Origin of the sequence: Celerinatantimonas diazotrophica (assembly GCF_004339545.1) — a bacterium.
GTDB classification, from domain to species: domain Bacteria; phylum Pseudomonadota; class Gammaproteobacteria; order Enterobacterales; family Celerinatantimonadaceae; genus Celerinatantimonas; species Celerinatantimonas diazotrophica.
In genome coordinates this window covers 119,072-140,587 of record NZ_SMGD01000012.1, presented here as the reverse complement: position 1 = coordinate 140,587, position 21,516 = coordinate 119,072, and the positions used below count along the sequence as shown (strand labels likewise).

General features: G+C 45.4%; 20 protein-coding genes. 11 read left to right on the top strand and 9 right to left on the bottom strand.

Translation table 11 applies throughout. The annotated features are described in order from the left end of the window. Positions 1-20 precede the first annotated feature (20 nt). From EV690_RS06980 to EV690_RS06965, 4 genes are all read right to left on the bottom strand, one after another. Positions 21-1,133: an ABC transporter permease gene (locus EV690_RS06980; protein WP_224054939.1), complete on the bottom strand. Its 1,113-nt coding sequence runs from the start codon at positions 1,131-1,133 to the stop codon at positions 21-23. Next, a complete protein-coding gene (locus EV690_RS06975; RefSeq protein WP_224054940.1) occupies positions 1,130-2,008 on the bottom strand; it encodes an ABC transporter permease in 879 nt (292 codons plus the stop codon). The genes EV690_RS06980 and EV690_RS06975 overlap by 4 nt, the downstream gene beginning before the upstream one ends. After that, positions 1,998-2,849 carry an ABC transporter ATP-binding protein gene (locus EV690_RS06970; protein ID WP_131912285.1) on the bottom strand — a complete coding sequence of 284 codons (852 nt, stop codon included), beginning with the start codon at positions 2,847-2,849 and terminating at the stop codon, positions 1,998-2,000. Before EV690_RS06970 ends, EV690_RS06975 begins: the two co-directional genes overlap by 11 nt. A 336-nt stretch (positions 2,850-3,185) precedes the next feature. Next, positions 3,186-4,508: an aspartate aminotransferase family protein gene (locus EV690_RS06965; protein ID WP_131912284.1), complete on the bottom strand. Its 1,323-nt coding sequence runs from the start codon at positions 4,506-4,508 to the stop codon at positions 3,186-3,188. A gap of 261 nt (positions 4,509-4,769) precedes the next feature. Here EV690_RS06965 and EV690_RS06960 point away from each other — a divergent pair, with 261 nt between their 5' ends. Further along, entirely contained in the window at positions 4,770-5,531 is a 762-nt protein-coding gene (locus EV690_RS06960; protein WP_131912283.1) for an SDR family NAD(P)-dependent oxidoreductase, read from the top strand. 960 nt (positions 5,532-6,491) lie between these two features. Here EV690_RS06960 and EV690_RS06955 read toward each other — a convergent pair. After that, entirely contained in the window at positions 6,492-7,112 is a 621-nt protein-coding gene (locus EV690_RS06955; protein ID WP_224054941.1) for a flavin reductase family protein, read from the bottom strand. Positions 7,113-7,583: 471 nt separating this feature from the next. On the opposite strand from EV690_RS06955, the gene EV690_RS06950 reads away from it, so the two are divergent. Together EV690_RS06950 and miaA are read left to right on the top strand one after the other, a co-directional pair. Then, a complete protein-coding gene (locus EV690_RS06950) occupies positions 7,584-7,799 on the top strand; it encodes a DUF1127 domain-containing protein (RefSeq protein ID WP_165872688.1) in 216 nt (71 codons plus the stop codon). A gap of 154 nt (positions 7,800-7,953) precedes the next feature. Then, positions 7,954-8,886 carry a tRNA (adenosine(37)-N6)-dimethylallyltransferase MiaA gene (miaA, locus tag EV690_RS06945; RefSeq protein WP_131912281.1) on the top strand — a complete coding sequence of 311 codons (933 nt, stop codon included), beginning with the start codon at positions 7,954-7,956 and terminating at the stop codon, positions 8,884-8,886. Here the strand turns inward: miaA and EV690_RS06940 are convergent. Next, complete coding sequence (locus EV690_RS06940; RefSeq protein ID WP_224055071.1) at positions 8,853-9,095, bottom strand: DUF3624 family protein; 243 nt, start codon at positions 9,093-9,095, stop codon at positions 8,853-8,855. The genes miaA and EV690_RS06940 overlap by 34 nt on opposite strands. Before the next feature lie 384 nt (positions 9,096-9,479). On the opposite strand from EV690_RS06940, the gene EV690_RS06935 reads away from it, so the two are divergent. After that, complete coding sequence (locus EV690_RS06935; protein WP_131912279.1) at positions 9,480-10,442, top strand: YheT family hydrolase; 963 nt, start codon at positions 9,480-9,482, stop codon at positions 10,440-10,442. A 12-nt stretch (positions 10,443-10,454) separates the two neighbouring features. On the opposite strand, the gene EV690_RS06930 is transcribed toward EV690_RS06935, so the two are convergent. Then, on the bottom strand, positions 10,455-11,603 hold the full coding sequence (locus EV690_RS06930) for a Gfo/Idh/MocA family protein (protein WP_131912278.1): 1,149 nt from the start codon (positions 11,601-11,603) through the stop codon (positions 10,455-10,457). A gap of 310 nt (positions 11,604-11,913) precedes the next feature. Here EV690_RS06930 and EV690_RS06925 point away from each other — a divergent pair, with 310 nt between their 5' ends. Both EV690_RS06925 and EV690_RS06920 read left to right on the top strand, forming a co-directional pair. Further along, complete coding sequence (locus EV690_RS06925) at positions 11,914-12,822, top strand: glucosamine kinase nucleotide-binding domain-containing protein (protein ID WP_131912277.1); 909 nt, start codon at positions 11,914-11,916, stop codon at positions 12,820-12,822. A 21-nt stretch (positions 12,823-12,843) separates the two neighbouring features. Further along, entirely contained in the window at positions 12,844-13,947 is a 1,104-nt protein-coding gene (locus EV690_RS06920; RefSeq protein ID WP_131912276.1) for an ROK family transcriptional regulator, read from the top strand. A gap of 266 nt (positions 13,948-14,213) precedes the next feature. Here EV690_RS06920 and EV690_RS06915 read toward each other — a convergent pair whose 3' ends face one another. After that, entirely contained in the window at positions 14,214-15,305 is a 1,092-nt protein-coding gene (locus EV690_RS06915) for an ABC transporter ATP-binding protein (RefSeq protein ID WP_131912275.1), read from the bottom strand. Position 15,306: 1 nt separating this feature from the next. Continuing rightward, positions 15,307-15,918, bottom strand: coding sequence for a GNAT family N-acetyltransferase (locus EV690_RS06910; protein ID WP_131912274.1), 612 nt, complete (start codon positions 15,916-15,918; stop codon positions 15,307-15,309). Positions 15,919-16,426: 508 nt separating this feature from the next. On the opposite strand from EV690_RS06910, the gene EV690_RS06905 reads away from it, so the two are divergent. The 5 genes from EV690_RS06905 (at position 16,427) to EV690_RS06885 (ending at position 21,503) form a co-directional block, all read left to right on the top strand. Then, positions 16,427-17,761 (top strand): extracellular solute-binding protein, encoded by a 1,335-nt coding sequence (locus tag EV690_RS06905; protein ID WP_131912273.1) that lies wholly within the window; start codon positions 16,427-16,429, stop codon positions 17,759-17,761. 58 nt (positions 17,762-17,819) lie between these two features. Further along, positions 17,820-18,698: a carbohydrate ABC transporter permease gene (locus tag EV690_RS06900; RefSeq protein WP_131912272.1), complete on the top strand. Its 879-nt coding sequence runs from the start codon at positions 17,820-17,822 to the stop codon at positions 18,696-18,698. Beyond that, positions 18,692-19,507: a carbohydrate ABC transporter permease gene (locus tag EV690_RS06895; RefSeq protein WP_131912271.1), complete on the top strand. Its 816-nt coding sequence runs from the start codon at positions 18,692-18,694 to the stop codon at positions 19,505-19,507. Before EV690_RS06900 ends, EV690_RS06895 begins: the two co-directional genes overlap by 7 nt. A gap of 32 nt (positions 19,508-19,539) precedes the next feature. Beyond that, positions 19,540-20,868, top strand: coding sequence for a glycoside hydrolase family 28 protein (locus EV690_RS06890; protein ID WP_131912270.1), 1,329 nt, complete (start codon positions 19,540-19,542; stop codon positions 20,866-20,868). A gap of 395 nt (positions 20,869-21,263) precedes the next feature. Further along, entirely contained in the window at positions 21,264-21,503 is a 240-nt protein-coding gene (locus EV690_RS06885) for a YheU family protein (RefSeq protein WP_131912676.1), read from the top strand. The last annotated feature ends 13 nt before the right edge of the window (positions 21,504-21,516 follow it).

Here is a 21,516-nt window from a genome sequence, read left to right as displayed (position 1 = left end):
AACTCTGGGCTATGAGTGAATTACGCTTTGCGAATCGCGGGATGCCAAAAAGTGACTCGCCGCTCTAGATACACCAACAGTGCATAAAGTAGTGAACCGGCCACCGATGCCACCACAATGGCCGACCAGACTATCGGCATATGCATGCGTGCGGCTTCAACTGAAATTCGAAACCCTAAGCCCTGGGTGGGTGAGCCAAAATATTCCGCAACAATTGCGGTGATAAGCGCTAAAGCTGAGTTAACTTTAAGAGCATTGAAGATAAATGGCATTGCTGCTGGCAGTCGTAAGCATTTTAGTGTGAACCAATAGCTGGCCGCGTATGAATGCATTAATTCTTGCTCAAGTTTATTGGTCGATTGCAGACCTGCCAAGGCAGACACCAGCGCGGGAAAATAAGTGACTAAGACAATCACGGCCGCTTTTGATGGCCAATCAAATCCAAACCACATCACAGCAATGGGGGCCACACCGACTAGAGGTACAGTGCTGGTGAGATTTGCCAGTGGCAAAAAGCCGCGTCGTAAAAAGCTGGAGCGTTCAATCACAATGGCACTTAAAATTCCTAGTCCATTGCCCAAAAGATAACCAATGACAACCGATTTAATCACGGTCTGGACAAAATCACCCCATAGCATCACGGTATTAGTAATAAGCGCATGACCAATCGCCACCGGAGTTGGCAGTAAAACTTGCGGCACTTGTAATACTGTTACAATCAGTTGCCACAGATACAAACACCAAAACCCAAATAGTGCTGCAATAATTAATTGCGAAACAGCCACATCCGGTTGTTCAACGAAATATTTAAGGCAAAGGTTGGCAGATAATATTAAGGAAATAGTTACCAACCAAAATTGAATAATATTGGATGCCTCATGCTCGGCGCTTTTTAATAAAAAGTAACTGGCGAGCAAAGTAAGCACTTGAATGATGAGAACATGCTTAAAACGAACGGCTGCAAAACAACTCCAAACTGCCACTATAATTAAGCAAAGGCTGGCAAGGCACGGCATATAATCAATGGTTAAATTTGGCTCAGTGAAGTCAATATGAATGAACTGAGTCAGTCCTAATAGCGCAAAGACCAGAGTAAAAATAATGAGTAAAGCCCCCGATTTATAATGCTTCATGCTATTCTCCTATTTCGCATCACCCAATATTCAATGACACTGACAACACCAGTTAAAAACAAGCCTAATAACGAAGCCACCACGAGAGCTGACCAGATCATCAGAGTGTTTCCGTAATAGGAACCAACCAGTAACCTCGCACCTAAACCGGCTTGAGCTCCGGTTGGTAATTCAGCGACCATCGTTCCCACCAGCCCTGCGGCAATTGCAACTCGACAGGCGGGAAATAAAAATGGTAAAGCGGAAGGAAAGCGCAGCATTTTCAAGGTATCAAGGTTTGTAACGCCATAGGTATAAAAGAGCTCCATTTGCATTTTATCTGGTGAGCGCAGCCCCTGAACCATGGCAATCGTAATGGGGAAAAAGCACAAATACATGGCGATCACCGCTTTGGGAAATAATCCGGTGATATTAAGGCTCCCTAAGATCACCAATACAATCGGTGCAATCGCTAAAACAGGAATCGTCTGCGAGGCTACAATCCAGGGTAACAAGGCTCTATCGAGCATCTTGGAATGCACGATGATAATTGCCAAAACAATACCTAACACAGTGCCCATGGCAAATCCGGTTAATGCCGCGCTGGCCGTTACCCAGGCGTGATAGAGCAAGTTTCGCGGCGAAGAAACCGGCCATTGAGTGATACTGTTATAAACATCAATGATGATTTGATGCGGTGTTGGCAATACTGGCCGAGACATATTCCAAGTGGCGGCGAGCAGATCCTGCCAGCTCCAGTCACTTGGCAAAACTCGCGCTATCACCCCTGATGCGTTCATCGCGATAGCCAGTGCATACCAAAGCACAATGAATACGACAAGTACGACGCCCATTGGGATACTGTGGCGACGTGCAAGGCTTAAGCTAATGTTCATGATGCCCCTCCGATAGCGCATCACGCACTCGTTGAGTCAGTTGAATAAATTCATCACTATCTCGGATGGCAGCGGTCCGCTCACGCGGCAGTGGCGAGTCGATGACTTCGACAATGCGTCCTGGCCGAGGTGACATCACCACAATTTTGGTGGACAGATAAACCGCTTCTGAGATGGAGTGAGTGACAAACACCACCGTGCGCTGTTGTTCGCGCCACAGCTGCTGTAACTGTTGATTAAGATTATTGCGGGTGATTTCATCTAACGCGCCAAACGGCTCATCCATCATTAAGATTTTGGGCTCAAAGCCTAGAGCTCGAGCAATGGACACTCGTTGCTGCATCCCCCCTGAAAGCTGCCACGGATACTTATCTTCAAAACCACTCAAGCCCACTTTGGCCAGTTGCTCGCGGGCAATGCGCTGCGCTTCTTGTTCTGGACGCTGTTGAATAACCAGCGGTAACATGACATTGGCCAGCACGGTGCGCCACATCAGCAAAGTTGCTGCCTGAAAAACATAGCCATAGGCTCGCTCTTGGCGCGCTTCACTGGGTGTCATATCATTGACCAAGACATTGCCAGAGGTAATCGGTTCTAAGTCTGCAATGACTCTTAATAGAGTGGTTTTCCCACACCCTGACGGACCAATTAGCGAGACAAACTCACCCTTGCGAATTAATAAGTCGACATCGGCCAGCGCATGCACGGGTTGGTCGGCGGACGGATAGATCACATTGAGTTTTTCGGTGCTTACCACAGGGCGAGATGGTTGTTGTGATTGGGCCTCTGGCTCGAGTTCAGCTACAGACTCAGAGGTAAGAACCTGAAATAGTTGATTCATGCAGCGCTCCTTCAATTCGCATTTAAAATTCCTGACCACTTGGTTAGTTTTTATAAGCACAATATATGCCACATAAATAAAATGGTTATTTTGTAGCGATAAAGTCACTGATTAAAATAAATACGATGGCGTTATTTAAATTATTTTGAAGCCATTGGTAGGGAATATTTCACTGATGGTGCACCATCTTGAACAATCTGCGCTATTGCAGCGCATTTTTTGAGCAGTTATTTTTTGACATAGATAGCGATTTTAATTAAACATAAGCATAAAAAAACCAGCAACTAAATAAATTAGTCGCTGGTTTAAAATTTATTTCTATTATATTAAGCGTTGTTATATCGCATATTTAGTCAGAACCTGATCAATATAATCCATACCCAGATGAACTTCTTCTGCAGTCACAACACAAGGTGGAACAATATGGATACGGTTGCCAGCAACAAACGGTAACATTCCTTTGTCGATCAACCCCGCTTTAATCGCTACCATGGTATCCGCATCCAGTGGCGTCTGTTTATCCGGATCACCAACCAGTTCAACTGCCCAGAACACTCCTTTACCGCGAACTTCACCGATCATGGCATGTTTTTTCTGTAAATCGGCTAACTGTGGTGCAATCACTTCTTGACCGATCATCGCCGCATTCTCGACCACTTTTTCTTCCTCCATGGCATCGATGGTTGCAACAATCGCCGCCATTGCCAGAGGATGACCGGAATAAGTCAAGCCACCGGGGAAGTAGTGGTCATTAAAGAAATCAGAGATTTTTTCTGAGATGATCACTCCCCCCGCAGGGACATAACCGGCGTTCACCCCTTTGGCAAAGGTAATGAGATCAGGCGTGACATCAAAACCATCCAGAGCAAACCATTCACCAGTACGACCGAAACCGGCCATCACTTCATCGAGGATCATAACGATGCCAAATTCGTTACAGATTTCCTGCACCCCTTTAAGATAGCCTGCGGGTGGCATTAAGATCCCAGCAGTCCCTGGAATAGTTTCCAACAGCAATCCAGCAATTGCTTCCGGACCCTCCAGTTCTATCACGCGGCGCAGATGAGCCAAAGCGCGTTCACATTCCTGCTCTTCGGTTTCACTGTGGAATTCACTTCGATAGAGATAAGGCTGGAAAAAGTGCACATGGCCGGTGGCATATTCGTTCGGGATCCGTCGCGGATCACCGGTGGCCACAATGGCGCTGCCGGTATTGCCGTGATACGAACGATAGCCGGAAAGAATTTTGGAACGCCCGGTAAAGACTCGCGCCATACGGATCGCATTTTCGTTAGAATCAGCTCCCGCATTGGCAAAAAACACTTTTTTAAAGCCTTTAGGAGCATGCGCGATGATCCGTTTTGCTGCTTCACCACGAGCTCGGTTGGCCATTGCCGGAGCAATCGTCACCAGTTCACTAGCCTGAGCACGGATCGCTTCAACCACTTTGGGATGTTGGTATCCTATATTCACATTCACCAGCTGGCTGGAAAAATCGAGATACTCATGACCTTGGTAATCCCATAATTTGCAGCCTTTGGCACCCGCAATCACCATTGGATTGAGCTGTCCCTGAGTGGACCATGAATGGAACACATATTCCCGATCTAATTGATACACTTGCTCGTTGGTCACCTTGACCCCCTTATGAATACTCATTGCGCAGCTTCGTACACAACCATCCAAACTTCGCTTAATTTCAGTCGATGATCTCAGACTAGGAACAAATACGCAGGACCGATAGAGCCAGTAAACAAAAATAATTGAGTCAGATAAACAATGCCTATAAAAAGCCCCAGCAGAGCTTATCAAAAGTGTCCCGCCAAGCTTGTGCCACTGGCTCTATGGCTCGCACGAGCATGGATCTAAAGTAAAGCGATAACCTTTGCTTTCGCTGTATATTTGGATCAAGGAGAAAATATGAGTCAGGTGGTTTTTATTACCGGAGCAACATCTGGTTTTGGACAAGCGGCGGCCCATTGCTTTGCCAAAGCGGGTTGGTCAGTCATTATCACTGGTCGACGCGAAGAACGGCTGCAACAACTCGCTGCCCAGTTAGCTCTACGGGCTCCAGTTCACTATGCGGTGTTGGATGTTCGCGATGAAACAGCCGTTAAAGCTGTCGTCGCCGAACTACCAACAGGATTTAAACAGGTTACTTCGCTCGTTAACAACGCCGGTTTAGCGTTATCCCCCCTGCCTGCTCAGAAAGTTGATCTAGCCGACTGGCATACCATGATCGATACCAATGTCACCGGATTGGTCAACGTCACTCATGCCCTATTACCAACATTGCTAGACACTGGCGAAGGGGCGTCGATCATCAATCTTGGTTCGATTGCGGGTCAGTGGCCCTATCCGGGCAGCCATGTCTATGGGGCATCCAAAGCCTTTGTAAAACAGTTTAGTTATAACTTGCGTTGTGACCTTCTCGGTACCGGAGTGCGCGTCACCGATTTAGCCCCTGGAATAGCAGAAACCGAGTTTACCCTCGTTCGTACCAAGGGCGATCAAAGCGCATCCGATAAACTCTATAATGGTACAACCCCGTTAACCGCCGAGGATATTGCTGAGCAGATCTTCTACATTGCAACTCTTCCCGCCCATATCTGCATCAATCGACTAGAAGTGATGCCAACTCGGCAGGCATGGTCCCCATTTGCTGTGGATCGCGACGAGTAACTTGATTGACGCGGAGTTGAAACACTATCGTAAAATGGCGACAGCTACGATTGTCCAAGGAGGGGAAATCCCTGATTCCGCTCCGCTGCATCAGGCTACAAAAACAATCATACCAAACGGATCGTAGCCCGGATGAAACTTGTGTAATCCGGGATCAGGCTTGCAATAGTCTCCCAAAGCGAATACCAAATTCGACCTCGAATTGTTATGCATTATCCTCGTTATTGCGCCCGGAATCAGCCTTTCGAAACCCAAAACAAACCTTCAGGGTTCATCATCTGGCGTTCAATACCAGAGATAACCAAACAGACTCTATCAACCAGTTTCCCCCTGATTCCGCTGTGCTGCATCAGGGCTACAAAAACAATCATACCAAACGGATCGTAGCCCGGATGAAGCTTGTGTAATCCGGGAGCAGGCTCGCAATAGTCTCCCAAAGCGAATACCTAATTCGACCTCGAATTGTTATGCATTATCCTCGTTATTGCGCCTGGAATCAGCCTTTCGAAACCCAAAACAAATCCTCAGGGCGCATCATCTGGTGCTCAATACCAGAGATAACCAAACAGACTCTATCAACTGGTTTCTGACCAGCGGAAACGAAGATGATTATAATCTAGGGACTGTTGACCTTTGGTGGTTGAATTTTGTTCAAATTAAACGCATTTTGAACGCGGCGCACCCTGCGTCGCTTAATGAGTGAAGCAAGCAGGGGGCAACAAAGTTCAGGATGCGTTTAAATGAACCCCAAGGGCAGTATCTGAGAGGAATTTATCCAGCGTTAAACGTTCTTTGTGGCCAATAACGACACGGCACAACGTTTGCCTTGCCTAAATCCCTCTCAGATTTCTGCAAAACTAATCACAAAAGGTCAACAGTCCCTAGGCTAAGTGAAACATTTGGTCGTATCTGTGATCGCCGCCATTTATGGCGGCGAACTTATCTATCGGCGGTTACCCATTATTTAGGGCGCTCTATGGTCAGAATATCGCCAGGTAACTGATAAATATCACCGCCCAAACGCGCCAGTGGCATAAGTTTTTGTGGATTAATGATAATCCGTCCCTGCTCATTGATATAGCCAATGTCATCATCAATATAGGCTTGCATAATCTGACCGAAGATTAATGTCTGAGTCCCCTCATGACCAATCGTTTGCAATTGATGCAATTGACACCCGAGCGCCACTTTGGCTTGGCTAATCCGCGGCAAGGCAAATTTGGTCATCTTACTCATGGTCAACGAGCTCGCCCCTGCTTCAGAGTGGTTCCTTGGCAAGCTTGCCGCGGTTTGAGTCACCTGCTCGGCCAATGATGCATCGGCAATATGCACGACGAACTGACGGCGTTGACGAATATTATAAAGGGTATCTTTCTCGCCACGGTTATCTGTTGCGGGCGCAACCGAGAACATAATTAAAGGTGGGTTCGCACACACGGCGTTAAAAAAAGAAAATGGCGCAATATTATAGTTACCTGAATCATTTTCGCTTAAAACCCAAGCGATTGGACGCGGGATGATGGTCTGGATCATGGCATGGTAACTATCATTGCCTTTGAGTCGTGAAAAATCTAAATTCACAAAACCTCCTATCTTTTCGCATCTATCTTCATCATACGCAACATCGTCAAAAGATGTCAGGACTTACTCGCAAATTTTTTGCTTCGACTCGCTTTTCAACTGCTGACATATTTATTCATTAAGTTAGCTGAAAACCGCTAATATATGCATAAAAAACGGATATATCAAAAACCTCATTTGAGTTAAATAAATTTATGTGAAAATTTTGTTAAATTTAATATCATAAGGTTTCTTTCCAATTCCCTACATTAGTCACAAAAACCCCCACAGTAGCTGCAATAATTAATGTATATAGGTTTTCACTGATGCAGATAATCAGTTATAGCCATCGCTATGAGTCTTAACATTAGTGTGAATACAGCAGCATATATTCATTAGAAAAAGTAATCCTTAGACATGAGTTTTGATCGTTTGATTACTATACAATCCATGACTATTATCTGCTCAGAATTTACGAAGGAGGAATCCACTATGACTACAAAAATCGCTCAGGTTGAACACCGTAACCAACCCGCCATGACATGGCGTCAAATTTTTCACAAAGCAGCAGTTGTCATGAATCACTGGCAAGATCGCCATCACACTCGCCAGCATTTACAGGATATGCCTGAATATCTGCTTCGCGATATCGGTTTAGACAAACAAGAACGTCAAGACGAAGTTAATAAATATTTCTGGCAACGCTAGTATTTTTAACGGATTCGTCTTCTTAACTTCGGCACGCTCAGCGTGCCGATTTTGTATTCACACCATCGTCTATATGCAGTCCCCTGACAAAAGCTTTGTTCGAAGTAAACAAGGTTTGTTAAACTTCGTCAGGTTTTAATCGTCAAGCATGCATATGTCTTTATCAAATCAATACAATCTTCTGGTAATTCTCGGCCCCACCGCATCGGGTAAAACAGGGTTGGGCGTTCAGTTAGCTCGTCATTATCACGGGGAAATTCTATCTGCGGATTCACGTCAGGTTTTTAAAGGGATGGACCTCGGTGCAGGCAAAGATCTAAATGAGTATGGAGAGATCCCCTACCACCTGATTGATTTAGTCGAACCGGGCTCGGACTACAGTGTTTTTCACTATCAGCAAGATTTTTTTCGCGCCTACCAAGACATTTGTCAGCGCCAAACACTGCCCATTATGGTCGGAGGCACAGGGCTTTATATTGATGCGATTACCCAAAATTTCACGCTGAAAGAGGTCCCGATTAACCATGAGCTTCGCCAGTCACTTAGCACATTGACATTAGCGCAGTTACAAGAAAAATTACTGACCCTCAAACCCGAGCAACATAACAATACGGACTTGTTAGTCAGGCCGCGTCTAGTTCGCGCAATTGAGATCGCACTGGGTGAAAAAGAATCGCTTGAACCCCCATCTTATCCGCCAATTAAGCCGCTAATTTTAGGAATTCAATGGCCTCGAAGTGAACTTCGTGAGCGTATCACTGAGCGCCTGAAAGAACGTTTCAATCAAGGGATGTTAGAAGAGGTTGAAACGCTGCACCAACAAGGTGTCAGTTATGACAGATTAGAATTCTTTGGACTGGAATATCGCTTGATTGCGCAACATCTCAAGGGCGAACTCAATTATAATGATATGTTTCAGAAACTAAATTCACAAATCCACCAATTTGCCAAACGCCAAGATACTTGGTTTCGGAAAATGCAGCGCCGTGGTGATCAAATCCACTGGCTTGATGCGCATCAGAATTTAGTGGAACAGGCGCTGACGGTGGTTAATCAATTTAACTTTGTTTCACCCGAAACTTTATAATAAAGCGCCATCACTAAATGCGCCACCAGCAATAATGCCGCCGAGCCAGTCACAAAGATTGCGAGCCAACGGTAAACCGGCGTCATGGATTCGCTCCACCACAGGGTCGCAATGCCGATGAGCAATAACAACACATTGAGCAATATACATTGACGGCAGCGCCCTAGCTTTTGCCAAAACCAATCGCTCGAACAGCGTTGACAACTCATCATTCATCTCCCAACCGTTATCGCTAGATTGTGTACTCAACATTCCTAGGGACTGTTAGTCACTTAACGCGATGACAAATACCCACACCAGCGAAGCCTCGCCCTCTTGGTCACCTTCTTCATTTGGTTTTCCAATCAGGTACAGTCACAAATATTCACTATGGTCTCTTATGCCATTTTAGCAGGGCCTTATTCAGCGCCCAAGAAGACTTGCTAAAATTACTTGGCTCAATAATAACTTAGCACAGCGGCTATCAATGTGATTTGATTGCTTTATACTGATTATTTTGAAATAGCGGCAATTTGCCTGCTCACTGAAGACACGAAAAATTGAAAAAACGGGAGTGTGCCCGTGTTGGCAACGATGAACAACCGTGAATACTCATGAAAGATATCAGCCCCAGCCACTTTAAACCGACCTGGTACACACGAAACCGCCATATACAAACCATTTGGCCCACGATACGTGTGCAACCGCAACCAGCGGTTCATTGGCAAACATTACCCACGATGGATGGTGATTATGTTGAATTAGCGTGGGACACCGAGCCTAATTTATCAACCGATGTCATTGTCATCTTACTGCCGGGTCTGGAAGGCTCCATTGCCAGCCACTATATCTGCCGTTTACTTCCTAAATTGCGATATCAGCATCGCGCTAATGTTGTATTACACCATCGAGGCTGCGGAAGGCATAGTAATCGATTATGGCGAAGCTATCACAGCAATGATCAATTTGGGCTGCGAGCACTGGTGCACTACTGCCAAAAACATTACCCAAGTGCTTCGCTCTATGCCATCGGCTATTCAATGGGGGCAAACTTACTGGCCAACTATTTAGCAGAGCACTCACTCAATGGCGCGGCACTGATCTGTCCCCCATTGGATTTAGCTCAAAGTGCAGAGCTTTTAAATCAACCTGCTCGGCGGATCTATCGTCATTATCTACTGAGTCATTTAAAACAAAGCTTGAGCGACAAAATAAGGCAGTTTGCTGATGCCCCGCTCACTCAATCTATGGTAACAAACATTCAGACTCTCGCTGAATTTGATGAGTGCTATACGGCTCCGGCATGCGGCTTTCACAGTGCCAGCGATTATTATCAGCAAGCGAGTTGTCTGCCAAGGCTAGCATTGATCAAGACGCCGACTTGGTTATTGAGAACGGCCGATGATCCTGTTGTTGATCCCGAACCTGAACATTTCACTCAGCACTTAAGTTCCAGCATTGATTATCAGCTCAGTCGCTATGGGGGACACGTTGGGTTTCATCAGGGATGGCGCTTACAGCATTGTTGGTTAGATGACGCGTTGCAGCACTGGCTGCAACGCTCTATCTCGAGTTGACCTATATCAGCACTAGCGCCCTAATGCGGCATCAAACTGCGCCCAGCACTCTGTCATATCAATGACTGATTTAGTTTTGCGCGCTTCGTCAATTTTAATCGCCGTCAGCCCTGCCTCTAGTGCATCGATAACCGACACTTGTAACGCAGAACCGGTCTTAAGATGGCGAACCACTTCTTCGGCCATTAACGTATCTGAGCCGTAGTGACCATCATAGGCACTGCCGGTGTAGGTTTTATCGACTAATGCTTCACTCGTTCGAGCATCATGCACTTTAAAAAAGTTTCGAACAAAATCACCCTCAGCCTGACCATCAGTGCCCATCACACAAAAGCGACGAAATTCATCGGGAACATTGAGGTTGGCATGAAAGCTTAAGGTTGCTCCCCCGGCAAACTCGACCATGGCGCACTGGTAATCAACAATATCTGCATCGCTATCAAACACCGCATCCGTACTTGACCAACCACTGGGTTTACTATGATAAACCTCAGATTCAGGTGTAATGTGACCATGTGGGGCATGTTGTGGCGTAAACGATTTGCGACCACCAAAGCTGGCAACGCGACTCGAGCGTTGCCCAATTAAACCTTGATAGAGATCGATATCATGACAACATTTTTCCAAAATATAAGGGCCAGCATATTTTTCAAAACGTCGCCAATCCCGCATAAAAAAAGCGCCGTGGAATGGCCGAATGTGTTCGGTTGCTTCAATTGAGGTAATCTCGCCTAATGAACCATCTGCTTTGCTAGCCACTAGGTCACGATAAAGCGGGGAATAACGCAGCACCAATCCGATGATAATCTGATCTTGACCATATTGGGCAATTAATTTAGCAAGCTCGAAACTCTGCTGTTCAGTCGTCACCACCGGTTTCTCACTAAAAACGCGGTAACCCGCTGCTAAGCCGGCTCTAATATGCTCTAAATGCATAAAATTGGGGGAGCCAACCATTAATAAATCAAATCCACCCGCTTCGAGCATACTGGAAAGCGACTGAAAGCTTTGACCCGGATCAATCCCAAACTCTCGCATATTAGGCAATCCTGCTGGTTCAGGATCATAATATCCAACAACGGTAAATTCAGGATCAGCCTTTTTAAACTCCTTGGCGACATGAGAGAGTCGAAACCCTAACCCCACAATTGCAACTTTCATTTTTCCACCTTATGCGTCAGCCAGCGAACTGTTATGCCGATAATCATCCCATCAAAGATGTGTTGATCTGTTACCCTCAATTTATTACACATAAAAAAGTAATGTCAAATAAAAACAAAATAGCTTGTATGAATTTTAAAATAACTATTTGAAAATTATATTTAAAATAATATTTCCGGTTTTAATCTTTTTTTTATAAAAACTAATTAGTATTGATATTTCATCTTTTTTCCCCTAATCTTCTAGCGGTAAATCACTGACTTGTGCAGCGTTTTAGAGACAAAGCTAGCTCTATAGGAGAACCACTCACTTGCAACCGCAATATTTTATTGGTGTCGACGGCGGCGGAACGCGTTGCCGAGTGAAGCTGACAGACCAAGTGGGTAATCAATTAGCTCAATGTATTGGTGGCCCAGCAAATGTCTATTCAAATTTTGAGCAAACCATGCAAACCGTCATGCAGCTCATTGACCAGGCTTTATCTGAAGCAAAGTTGCCATTGACCGCAGTGGAGCAAACCTCAGTGGTCCTTGGGTTAGCCGGCGCTAATGTGCAAAGTGCCAGGCGCAAAGCCCAAGCATATCCGCAACCATTTCAAAATTATCGTGTTTATACAGATGTGGAAATTGCCTGTATTGGGGCTCATTTAGCCCAGCCCGGCGGCGTATTGATTATCGGCACGGGAAGCCAGGGCGCCTATTGGGATACTCAGCAATTTCATTGCGTGGGGGGCTGGGGAATGACGATTTCAGACCAAGGCTCAGGCGCTCAATTAGGATTAAATGCAGTACGTTTAGCACTGCAAGCGCAACAAAACTTGCTCAGCCAGACGCTATTTACACAACAAATTATGGCTAAATTTTCTTATTCACCAGAGCAATTACTCAAATGGAGCCATCAAGCGACGCCAGCTGATTGGGGACAATTTGCCCCGATCGTTTTTGCGCATGCAGACAATGATCATCACGCCTGCACACTGATTCGTCAAACAGCTCAGGAAATCAGCGTGATGCTGGAGTATTTAACCTGTAAACATGACATTCCCGTGGCGTTAATGGGCGGCTTAGCCGAGCCGATTCTTCGCTGGCTTCCTATAGCGCTTCAAGCTAAAGTAGTCCCCCCTCAAACAGATGCATTAAGCGGGGCCTGCCTGTTAGCCAGAAGCCCAATAGTGGGGACCCGACGGGCCAGCCAAATTGGCCAAATTTCAACCTATTAAAGAATATTTGGATACCCCTTGATGACAGCACCTTCAATCACAACACGCATCTTACGCTTAGTTGTCGAGCAGGCCCCAATTAGTCAATCCGGCCTCAAAAAACTTAGCGGTTTAAGTATGTCTGCAGTCTCTCAAGCAACCAATCGACTGCTCGCCAAAGGTCTCATTCAAGAGCTAGGGTTGCGGCGTGTTTCGATGGGACGACCCAAAATGTTACTGGGGCTCACACCGGATTATGCCAATGTCATTGGTGTCCAACTGAATGCGGATCGCAATCTGATCATCATGACCGACCTCAGTGGTAACCTGATTAGTGAGCAACAGCTGCCGTCGGGTGAGTTGTCACCTAAACAATTGAGTGACGCATTGGCCAAATTTTTAAATACCAATCGTGACAAACATATTGGCGCAATTGGCTTGGCCATATCAGGGCTAGTCGACCCAAACAGTGGTGAATGTCTTCGCTCAACAGTCCTTAATTGGACTCGGGTACCAATCGCTCAGCAATTGACAGAGCGTTTTAACATTCCGGTCTATATCGAAAATGATGCCAATGCGATGGCGCAGGCAAGTTTGGTTTTCGGTCAACTCGGTCAGGCAAAATCGGCCATTATTACCACCTATGGGCAAGGCATCGGTGCAGGAATTATCATCAATCGTCAGCTTTATCGGGGAAACCACGGTACCGCAGGCGAAATTGGCAGTGCGTTATTAGCAGATGGCTCAGGGAAAGTACTTGAAGACGTCGCTTCAACCAAAGCGATTTTAAGTCAGTTAGCCGATGATCCTTTCCAAAAAACGCCACTACAGCACCTGCAAGAACTTGACCATCAACCCAGTGAATTAGCTCTTGAAGTGCTGACCCAAGCCGGACACTATCTAGGGATTGCTTTGGCGAATTTGGCCACGGCATTTGATCCAGAAGTGGTTTATCTTGTCACAGAACCCCAAATGGCTTCGCGCATTTTACTTGACCAAGTGACTCAAAGTTTCCAGCAGTTTCGTCTTAAACTGGCTCCGCAGCTAACACCTCTGCAATTTATTGCCGAATCAAGAATGTCAGCGCAAGGGGCGGCCGGATTGGCGGTTAATCGGTTGATTGATGAGATCTCAAGCGAGATGTAATCTCCATGGGATAAGACATCGGCTCAGTTTGCATCTTACAATCATTTTGAAGCATCAATCAGTAGGATAACGACTGGGGTATTGCTAACTGATATATGAAACTCATCCTTGGTTTTGTCTGACCACTCATTGTTTTAAGCGGATTCGAACCTTTGGTTCAGAACACTTCTCTGTGAACCGATACCAAGCAACAGTCCGTATCACAAACAACAATTGAGCGCCGCTTTAGAGGGCTGTCGATGCCCTCCATTCACAACGACCATGAATCAGCGCACTCTGGCACCATCAGCATCAAAAAGTAATACTTTTTGCGGATCGATGGCTAATCGCAACGAAGCATGCGTCTTGAGTGTATCCGCATTGCGATCTTCGAGAACAAACATGGATTCCCCACCGATATCTAAATAAAGGTAATGAGTATGACCGAGGTGTTCGGCATAGGCAATCGTCGCCTCAAAGGCATTGATTTGCTCACCCGATACTTGGCTAATGACATGCTCGGGGCGGATTCCAAGGGTTAATTCTGTCCCTTCTGCGATGGGAGATTGAACCTCACAAATCAGTTGTTTAACCCCGATATCAGCTACTTCTAATTGCAACTGAGTCCCGTGACAAGCACTGACCCGGGCTTTTAAAAAATTCATCCGTGGCGAACCGATAAAACCGGCCACAAAAATATTATTGGGATCGTGATAGATAGCAAGTGGTTTGCCCACTTGTTCGATGCGACCATCGCGAAACACCACAATTCGGTCAGCCAGCGTCATCGCTTCAAGTTGATCATGTGTCACATAGATCATGGTATTGCCTAGTGCTTCATGCAATTTAGCGATCTCAATACGCATCTGCAAACGCAACTCCGCATCCAAATTAGACAACGGCTCATCAAACAAAAATATTTTAGGCTCTCGGATGATCGCCCGACCAATTGCAACGCGCTGGCGTTGCCCACCAGAAAGCTCTCGAGGAAGGCGGTCAAGGAGCTCCGTCAGATGTAGCTTTTGCGCGACATCGAGCACTTTGGGGGTGATTTCATTTTTTTTCTTTTTCGCCATTTCCAGAGGGTATGCCAGGTTGGCCCGCACGCTCATATTGGGATATAACGCATACGATTGAAACACCATCGCAATCCCCCGATCAGCAGCATTTCGCGCCGTCATATCCTGCCCATCAATCAAAAGTGAGCCTTCACTAATGGCCTCTAAGCCAGCGATCATGCGCAATAGGGTTGATTTGCCACATCCTGAAGGGCCAACAAAAACAATGAACTCACCATTTTCAATCGCCAGATCAATGCCATGGATAACTGTATTCTGATCAAAACTTTTCGTTAATTGTTGTAGTGCTAAATTGGCCATCTTATTCCTCGTCTAAACGCAGCCCCATATATATTGCATGGCTGCGAAAAATGGTCTCAAAGCCGACTTTTTCATAGAATTGACAGACTTTTTCATTGGCTAAATTCACCCCTAAATGCACACCACTGACACCGGCGTCCTTGAGCGCACAAAGTTGATGAGTCATCATCTTCCGCCCCCATCCGCCAGACTGTGCTTGGGGTAGTAAATTAATATGCAAATGTGCCGGCCAGCGTTCTAACAACTCCGGGCTGGCTTGCGATGGATTGCGAATCTGACCCAGAACTTTGTGATCTAAAGGCGCAATTTCTTCTCGCGAGGCATATTGTGTTCTTAATTGGGGCCACCATAGCTCCCCGAGTGTTTTCTCGAAATGAGCTGTATCGGCAGTTGCAACAACATATCCGACCACTTGCTGGTCCATCTCTAAAACAAAGGCAAACTGCGGCTCGAACAGTAAATAAGGGACCACATAAAGTTGGCCTGGATACTCTTGATCACTATATAAACCCGTTGCATCTTCTCCAGCCTTCGCCGTCTGTAGACAAATCTGGTAAAGCGCTGGCTTATCCGTGAGCTTAGCATGGCGAATGAAAGCAGCTGGCTGATCCATCGGATAACTCCTTATACCATCAGTAAACGGTGATGAATAAATCATCAAACTTAATTTTTAGTAAATAATAAATATGGTTTCCATGCAAGTGTTATTCAGTGTGGGTGTTCTATTTTATGAGCCTGATGGCAACCGAGAGTCTGTTATGAGAGCTGTAACCAATCATGGCAAAAAGTGGTTCTATCCAACTCACTCAATAGGAACCCTAAAAAAATAGATTAATAACCTAATGAAACAATAATAATAAGTTGAAAAATCTAGTAAATTAGCCAGTTATCAGCTTTTAATCTCACCATCGAATAGCTCTCAGTTTTTTGTAGCACAATAATTTATAACTAAGAAATGATTTAATGTTTTTTAGATCCAGATCGAAATCCGAGGACAATCTAGAAAGAAACAACTTTACTTTATATATAAAAATAAGTAAGTCTATATATAGAATGTTCGGAATAGTTGATGTGACACGACCAACATCCATCATGAAACTTGATGAAAAGAGGATACAATTATGCCAAATCCACAATCTATTCATAACTGGATACGTTACACCAGCTTATCGATAGCAACTTTAGTGGGGGTTGCCGTCATTCCCGCGGTGCACGCGACAACTTCTATTACATTAAAAGAGTGGGATATTTATAACTACCCTGAACAAATGGCTGTCATCAACCAAGCAATTAAAGATTTCAGCGCCCAACATCCAAATATCAAAATCAACCGTTCGGTCCATTCCTTTGAAGATATGCGTATTCCACTGAAATTAGCCCTCTCATCTGGCGGAGGGCCACAGGTGGCCCAAGTGAATCAGGGCGGCGGTGACATGGGTGCATTAGTGAAACAAAAATTGTTAGTCCCCATGGATCGTTATGCCAAACAATATCACTGGACAGAACGATTCCCACCTTCCATTTTAAAAAGCAATCGCTGGTCAAAAGAGCTTAAGTTTGGCAAGGGTGCATTATATGGCGTCGCAAGTTTAGGGGAGATGGTTGGTTTTTATTATAATAAAGCCGTTTTAGATAAAGCGGGGCTCAGCGTTCCCAAAACGATGGTTCAGCTCAATGCTGACATGGCGAAACTAAAAAAACAGGGCGTGGCACCGATGATGCTGGGTCTATTAGATGGCAACGCAGGTCAGCAAATGCTTAGCGCCTTATGGCAAGACCAGATTGATAGCAGTCAACGTAAGCCCCTTGACAAGCTCATTTATGATCAAGGTGGCACATTCCATGATCCGCGACTCGTTCGTGCGGCAAAACTCATGCAGACATGGGCCAAAAAAGGTTACTTCTTCCAAGGTTTTCAGGGCATTGGGCATGATGATGCAGCCACTTTATTCCAAAATGGCCAATCTGCTTTCTTTATCAGCGGTACTTGGTATATGGGACAGTTCAAAGCCAATAAAGATATCCATTTTGCGGCATTGCCCAAATTTAAAGGTGTCCCTCATCCATTAATGGAAGGAGGAACCGATTTACCATTTTCCATTACAACTGCGGCCAAAACCAAAGCCCAACGTGATGCAGCAGCAGCGTTTATCAATGAGTTAGTATCTGAAAAAGTTGCCAATGCGTGGTTACAACACGGCTTTTTAGCGGCGGCGGTCACCAAAAATGCCAAACTGCCAGCCAATAATCCTTTATTAAGCGATGTCCATCACGTTTGGGTCGAGGTCAATCAAAACAATGCATTAGGTCATTATATCGATTGGGCAACACCGACTATGTTAACGACCATTAATCAAAGTGTGCAAAAGTTAATGGGGGGACGAATGACTCCGAAACAGTTAACCGATGTTCTCGATAAAGACTATCAAAAATATATCGCATCACTCTCGCATTGATTGTCCAGAGGCTCGGCTTACAGCATTGTAAGCCGAGTCCGATATAAGGAGTTGCTTAATGCTCAATCGCTCGTTATTAAAAAACTCACTGTATATACTGCCAGCACTACTTATCTATAGCGTATTTTTGCTTTTTCCATTAATTGCTTCATTATTAATCAGTTTAACGGCTTGGGATGGCAGCGGTTGGCCCATTTTTGTTGGAATGCAAAATTTTGTCGCAATTTTTGGCGATTATCAATTTTGGATCGCCGTTGGAAATAACGTCATCTTAATGCTGTTCTACACGCTCTTTCCAATAACTCTTGGGTTAGCGCTGTGTAGCTTTCTGAATCAACTCAAAGGAAGTAAAGAGTTAACGCTACTCAGAGCACTTTTTTTCTTACCCTATGTGATGCCAATGGCTGTTTTAGGGGTCGTTTGGCGCTGGCTATATAACCCTGCATTTGGCCCGATCGATCAATTTTTTCGTTTCATCGGCATGCCACAGTTAGCGATCGCTTGGTTGGGTGATTTTACTTGGGCACTTCCTGCAACTGGCATGGTTGCTATTTGGTACTTTTTTGGCTTCTGTTTGGTGTTATTTATGGCCGGGATCCAACGAATGGACCCATCCATCCATGAAGCAGCCGAACTCGATGGTTCATCAAGCTGGCAAAAATTCAAACGGATCACGCTGCCCGGACTGCGTCCTGAGATCAAAGTGGCTTTAATTTTAACGGTGATCGCTAGTCTAAAAGCCTTTGACCTTATTTTTGTGATGACGCGCGGTGGCCCGGGAACCTCAACGCTAGTTACCAATATGTATATGTACCAACAGGGCTTCGATCTGCGTCACTTTGGCTATGCCTCAGCGGTCGCCATCTTAAGCATGTTGATTATTTTTATTGTTAATGGCCTGATTCATCTTATGATTCGAGAACGTAGAACATGCTAAAAAATTTCACGATTTCGCGCTTATTTTTATGGCTACTTGGACTCCTGACGGTGGCCCCGTTTCTGATGGTGCTCGCCGCGTCGTTTAAAACCCAATCGGAGTTATTCCAAGGGTTGTTCGTTTTACCAAGTCATATCGATTTACGCAATTACATCCAAGCTTGGCACCAGGGACATTTTCGGACCTATTTTCTCAACTCAGTGATTGTCGTCATCCCGGTCGTGGTCAGTAGTCTGTTTCTTGGGATTTTATCTGGCTTCGCCTTTGTTTTTTTAAAGATACCCGGTAAAACATTAATCGCGGCATTGATGGCTTTAGGGATGGTACTGCCCTCGGAATCTTTCATTATTCCGCTATACCAAGAACTCCGCTTAATGGGATTAACCAATACTTATTGGGCACTGATCCTGCCACAAGTGGCTTTATCATTACCGTTTACAACATTGATGGTCGCCACGGCCTTTCGGCAGGTCCCCAAAGAACTACTTGAAGCTGCAGTCATGGATCAAACGCCACGTTGGCAAGTGCTCTGGAAGGTCTTGATCCCCTCGATTATTCCGACGCTATCGACATTGGCATTACTGTTGTTTATCTGGACCTGGAATGAGTTTTTGATCCCACTGATTTTGGTCAATCAAGATAGCTTGCGTACCCTCCCAATTGGCATGATGTTCTTTCAAAACCGCAATACCATTGATATTCCGGTACTCATGGCAGGGGCAATGATCGTCATTATTCCGTTAATCTGCGTCTTTATCATCTTTCAGCGCAAATTTATCAGCGGTGTCACCGAAGGTGCAGTTAAATAACTCGCCCATCTTTTGTTAAGGAAGTTTTGTCGATGCAAATAACGCTAACCGCTCTTGCTCACCACCAAGGTCAACAAGATGTCAGCACTGAATTTCAACAGGCCCTCGACCAGATCGCTCAAGCCGGTGGCGGCACGCTGACAATCCCGACCGGACGCTATCGAATCGGGGCATTACAATTACCTTCAAATTTATATCTGTGGTTAGAGGCAGGGGCTGAGCTAATAGCTAGCCCTGACTATCAGGACTTTCAAGGAGCCCCCACCTTATCTATTGCGGAAAACTCAGATCGCGCCATGCTTTATGCCCGCCATCAACAAAATATCACGATTGCAGGCCCCGGAGTGATCAACGGCAACGCCAACGCTTATTTTACGACGCAAGCAGATGAACAAGGCTATCGTTTGCCTGCGCTACATCGCCCGCGCTTAATCGTATTTGAAGATTGCCAGCAGATCCGACTGCGCGATTTCACGATTATTGATGCCCCCATGTGGACTGTTCATTTAGTCAGTTCGGCACATATATTTATCGACCAACTCACGATCAACAATGACCTAACCATGGCAAATACCGACGCACTTGATATCGATAGTTGCCAATATGTCCAGATCAGCAATTGTCATTTTAGCTCTGCTGATGATGGTATTTGTCTCAAAACTACCGATAAACCCAGCGAACTCCGTCGCCCGACCGAACATGTGTTAGTGCAAAATTGTCTACTTCGTTCATACAGTTGTGCATTCAAAATTGGCACTGAAACCTTTGCTGCAATTAACGATATTAGTGTGAACCATTGCACCATCTATGATAGCAACCGCGCAATTGGTATCGTCAGTCGTGATGGCGGCGTCATTCAACGGCTCCGATTCACTCACATCAACTTTGCTTGCCACCATGTCCACCCTTGCCATTGGGGCAAAGCCGATCCGATTTTTATCTCCTGTCGCCATCGCGATCCAGCGGTTACTCCTGGGGCGATTCGTTGGGTCAGTTTCTCGCATTTTAGCGGAACTGCCGAAGGCGCCATTAATATGCATACAGATACCTCGGGTAGTTTGCAGCATATCTTGCTAAATCACCTACACATGCAACAATGCATCAATGATCACACTGAACAAGGATTATACGATGTGCGTCCGCCCTGTAATCCGGAGCATCCGACTGGCATGGGATTAGATAATGCTTATCGACTGAACCCTAATACCGGGCAAGCTTTTGGGGTCGAACCCTACCCCAAGGGTCTGCCCGCCATCTATACACAGGGGGTTGAACAGTTGCATCTTGAACATCTGATCATTGAAAGACCCCCTACTCTGCCAAAAAATTGGGACATTCATCCGATTGTACAGATACCCTAGCGCTATTAAGCCGTATCAATAAAGCATCACACGGTTGTCGTTATCGGTCTTCAGCAGCAACATCAGCTTATATATAAAGGCTCGAGATGGTTCGGTGTGTTTAGCCGATCTCTTCACAACAACCGCTCACCATCCAGCTCTCGTTGAGTAACCATTTGATGGCGTATACGGCCGGAGGAATCATCGGCCGACGCGGCATTGCGCCTTGAACTCTATCCAAACCAGCCACCGATTTCAACGTATGTCAAAACACAAATAACTATTAAAACAACTAGTTATAATAGTTATTAACTGCTGTATTTCGTTATCGGGATGATGAAAAATAATTGAATTAAACAGGATCGATGATCTGTTGTATGATAACAATTCAATATCTTCTGCAAATAGGTGTATTGATGATTATTCCTTGGCAACAACTTAATCAGGAAACGCTCACCAATTTATTGGAATCTTTCGTGCTGCGAGAAGGCACTGATTATGGCTCTGAAGAGCTCTCGTTTGCCCAAAAAGTCAATGCACTGCGCACCCAGCTTGAGTCAGGCGATATTGTAGTCGTTTATTCTGAGTTACATGAATCGGTTAATTTGATGTCAATCCAAGATTTTAAAGCCCAGCAGTCAAGCACGATGAAGTAACCGGACGCCACGA

Bases quoted from the DNA above. Each gene is read 5' to 3' on its own strand.
- EV690_RS06970 (WP_131912285.1), bottom strand. From the start codon at position 2,849: ATGAATCAACTATTTCAGGTTCTTACCTCTGAGTCTGTAGCTGAACTC.
- EV690_RS06930 (WP_131912278.1), bottom strand. From the start codon at position 11,603: ATGAAAGTTGCAATTGTGGGGTTAGGGTTTCGACTCTCTCATGTCGCC.
- miaA (WP_131912281.1), top strand. From the start codon at position 7,954: ATGTCTTTATCAAATCAATACAATCTTCTGGTAATTCTCGGCCCCACC.
- EV690_RS06905 (WP_131912273.1), top strand. From the start codon at position 16,427: ATGCCAAATCCACAATCTATTCATAACTGGATACGTTACACCAGCTTA.
- EV690_RS06965 (WP_131912284.1), bottom strand. From the start codon at position 4,508: ATGAGTATTCATAAGGGGGTCAAGGTGACCAACGAGCAAGTGTATCAA.
- EV690_RS06975 (WP_224054940.1), bottom strand. From the start codon at position 2,008: ATGAACATTAGCTTAAGCCTTGCACGTCGCCACAGTATCCCAATGGGC.
- EV690_RS06910 (WP_131912274.1), bottom strand. From the start codon at position 15,918: ATGGATCAGCCAGCTGCTTTCATTCGCCATGCTAAGCTCACGGATAAG.
- EV690_RS06950 (WP_165872688.1), top strand. From the start codon at position 7,584: ATGACTACAAAAATCGCTCAGGTTGAACACCGTAACCAACCCGCCATG.
- EV690_RS06940 (WP_224055071.1), bottom strand. From the start codon at position 9,095: ATGAGTTGTCAACGCTGTTCGAGCGATTGGTTTTGGCAAAAGCTAGGG.
- EV690_RS06890 (WP_131912270.1), top strand. From the start codon at position 19,540: ATGCAAATAACGCTAACCGCTCTTGCTCACCACCAAGGTCAACAAGAT.
- EV690_RS06900 (WP_131912272.1), top strand. From the start codon at position 17,820: ATGCTCAATCGCTCGTTATTAAAAAACTCACTGTATATACTGCCAGCA.
- EV690_RS06960 (WP_131912283.1), top strand. From the start codon at position 4,770: ATGAGTCAGGTGGTTTTTATTACCGGAGCAACATCTGGTTTTGGACAA.
- EV690_RS06885 (WP_131912676.1), top strand. From the start codon at position 21,264: ATGATTATTCCTTGGCAACAACTTAATCAGGAAACGCTCACCAATTTA.
- EV690_RS06920 (WP_131912276.1), top strand. From the start codon at position 12,844: ATGACAGCACCTTCAATCACAACACGCATCTTACGCTTAGTTGTCGAG.
- EV690_RS06935 (WP_131912279.1), top strand. From the start codon at position 9,480: ATGAAAGATATCAGCCCCAGCCACTTTAAACCGACCTGGTACACACGA.
- EV690_RS06895 (WP_131912271.1), top strand. From the start codon at position 18,692: ATGCTAAAAAATTTCACGATTTCGCGCTTATTTTTATGGCTACTTGGA.
- EV690_RS06915 (WP_131912275.1), bottom strand. From the start codon at position 15,305: ATGGCCAATTTAGCACTACAACAATTAACGAAAAGTTTTGATCAGAAT.
- EV690_RS06980 (WP_224054939.1), bottom strand. From the start codon at position 1,133: ATGAAGCATTATAAATCGGGGGCTTTACTCATTATTTTTACTCTGGTC.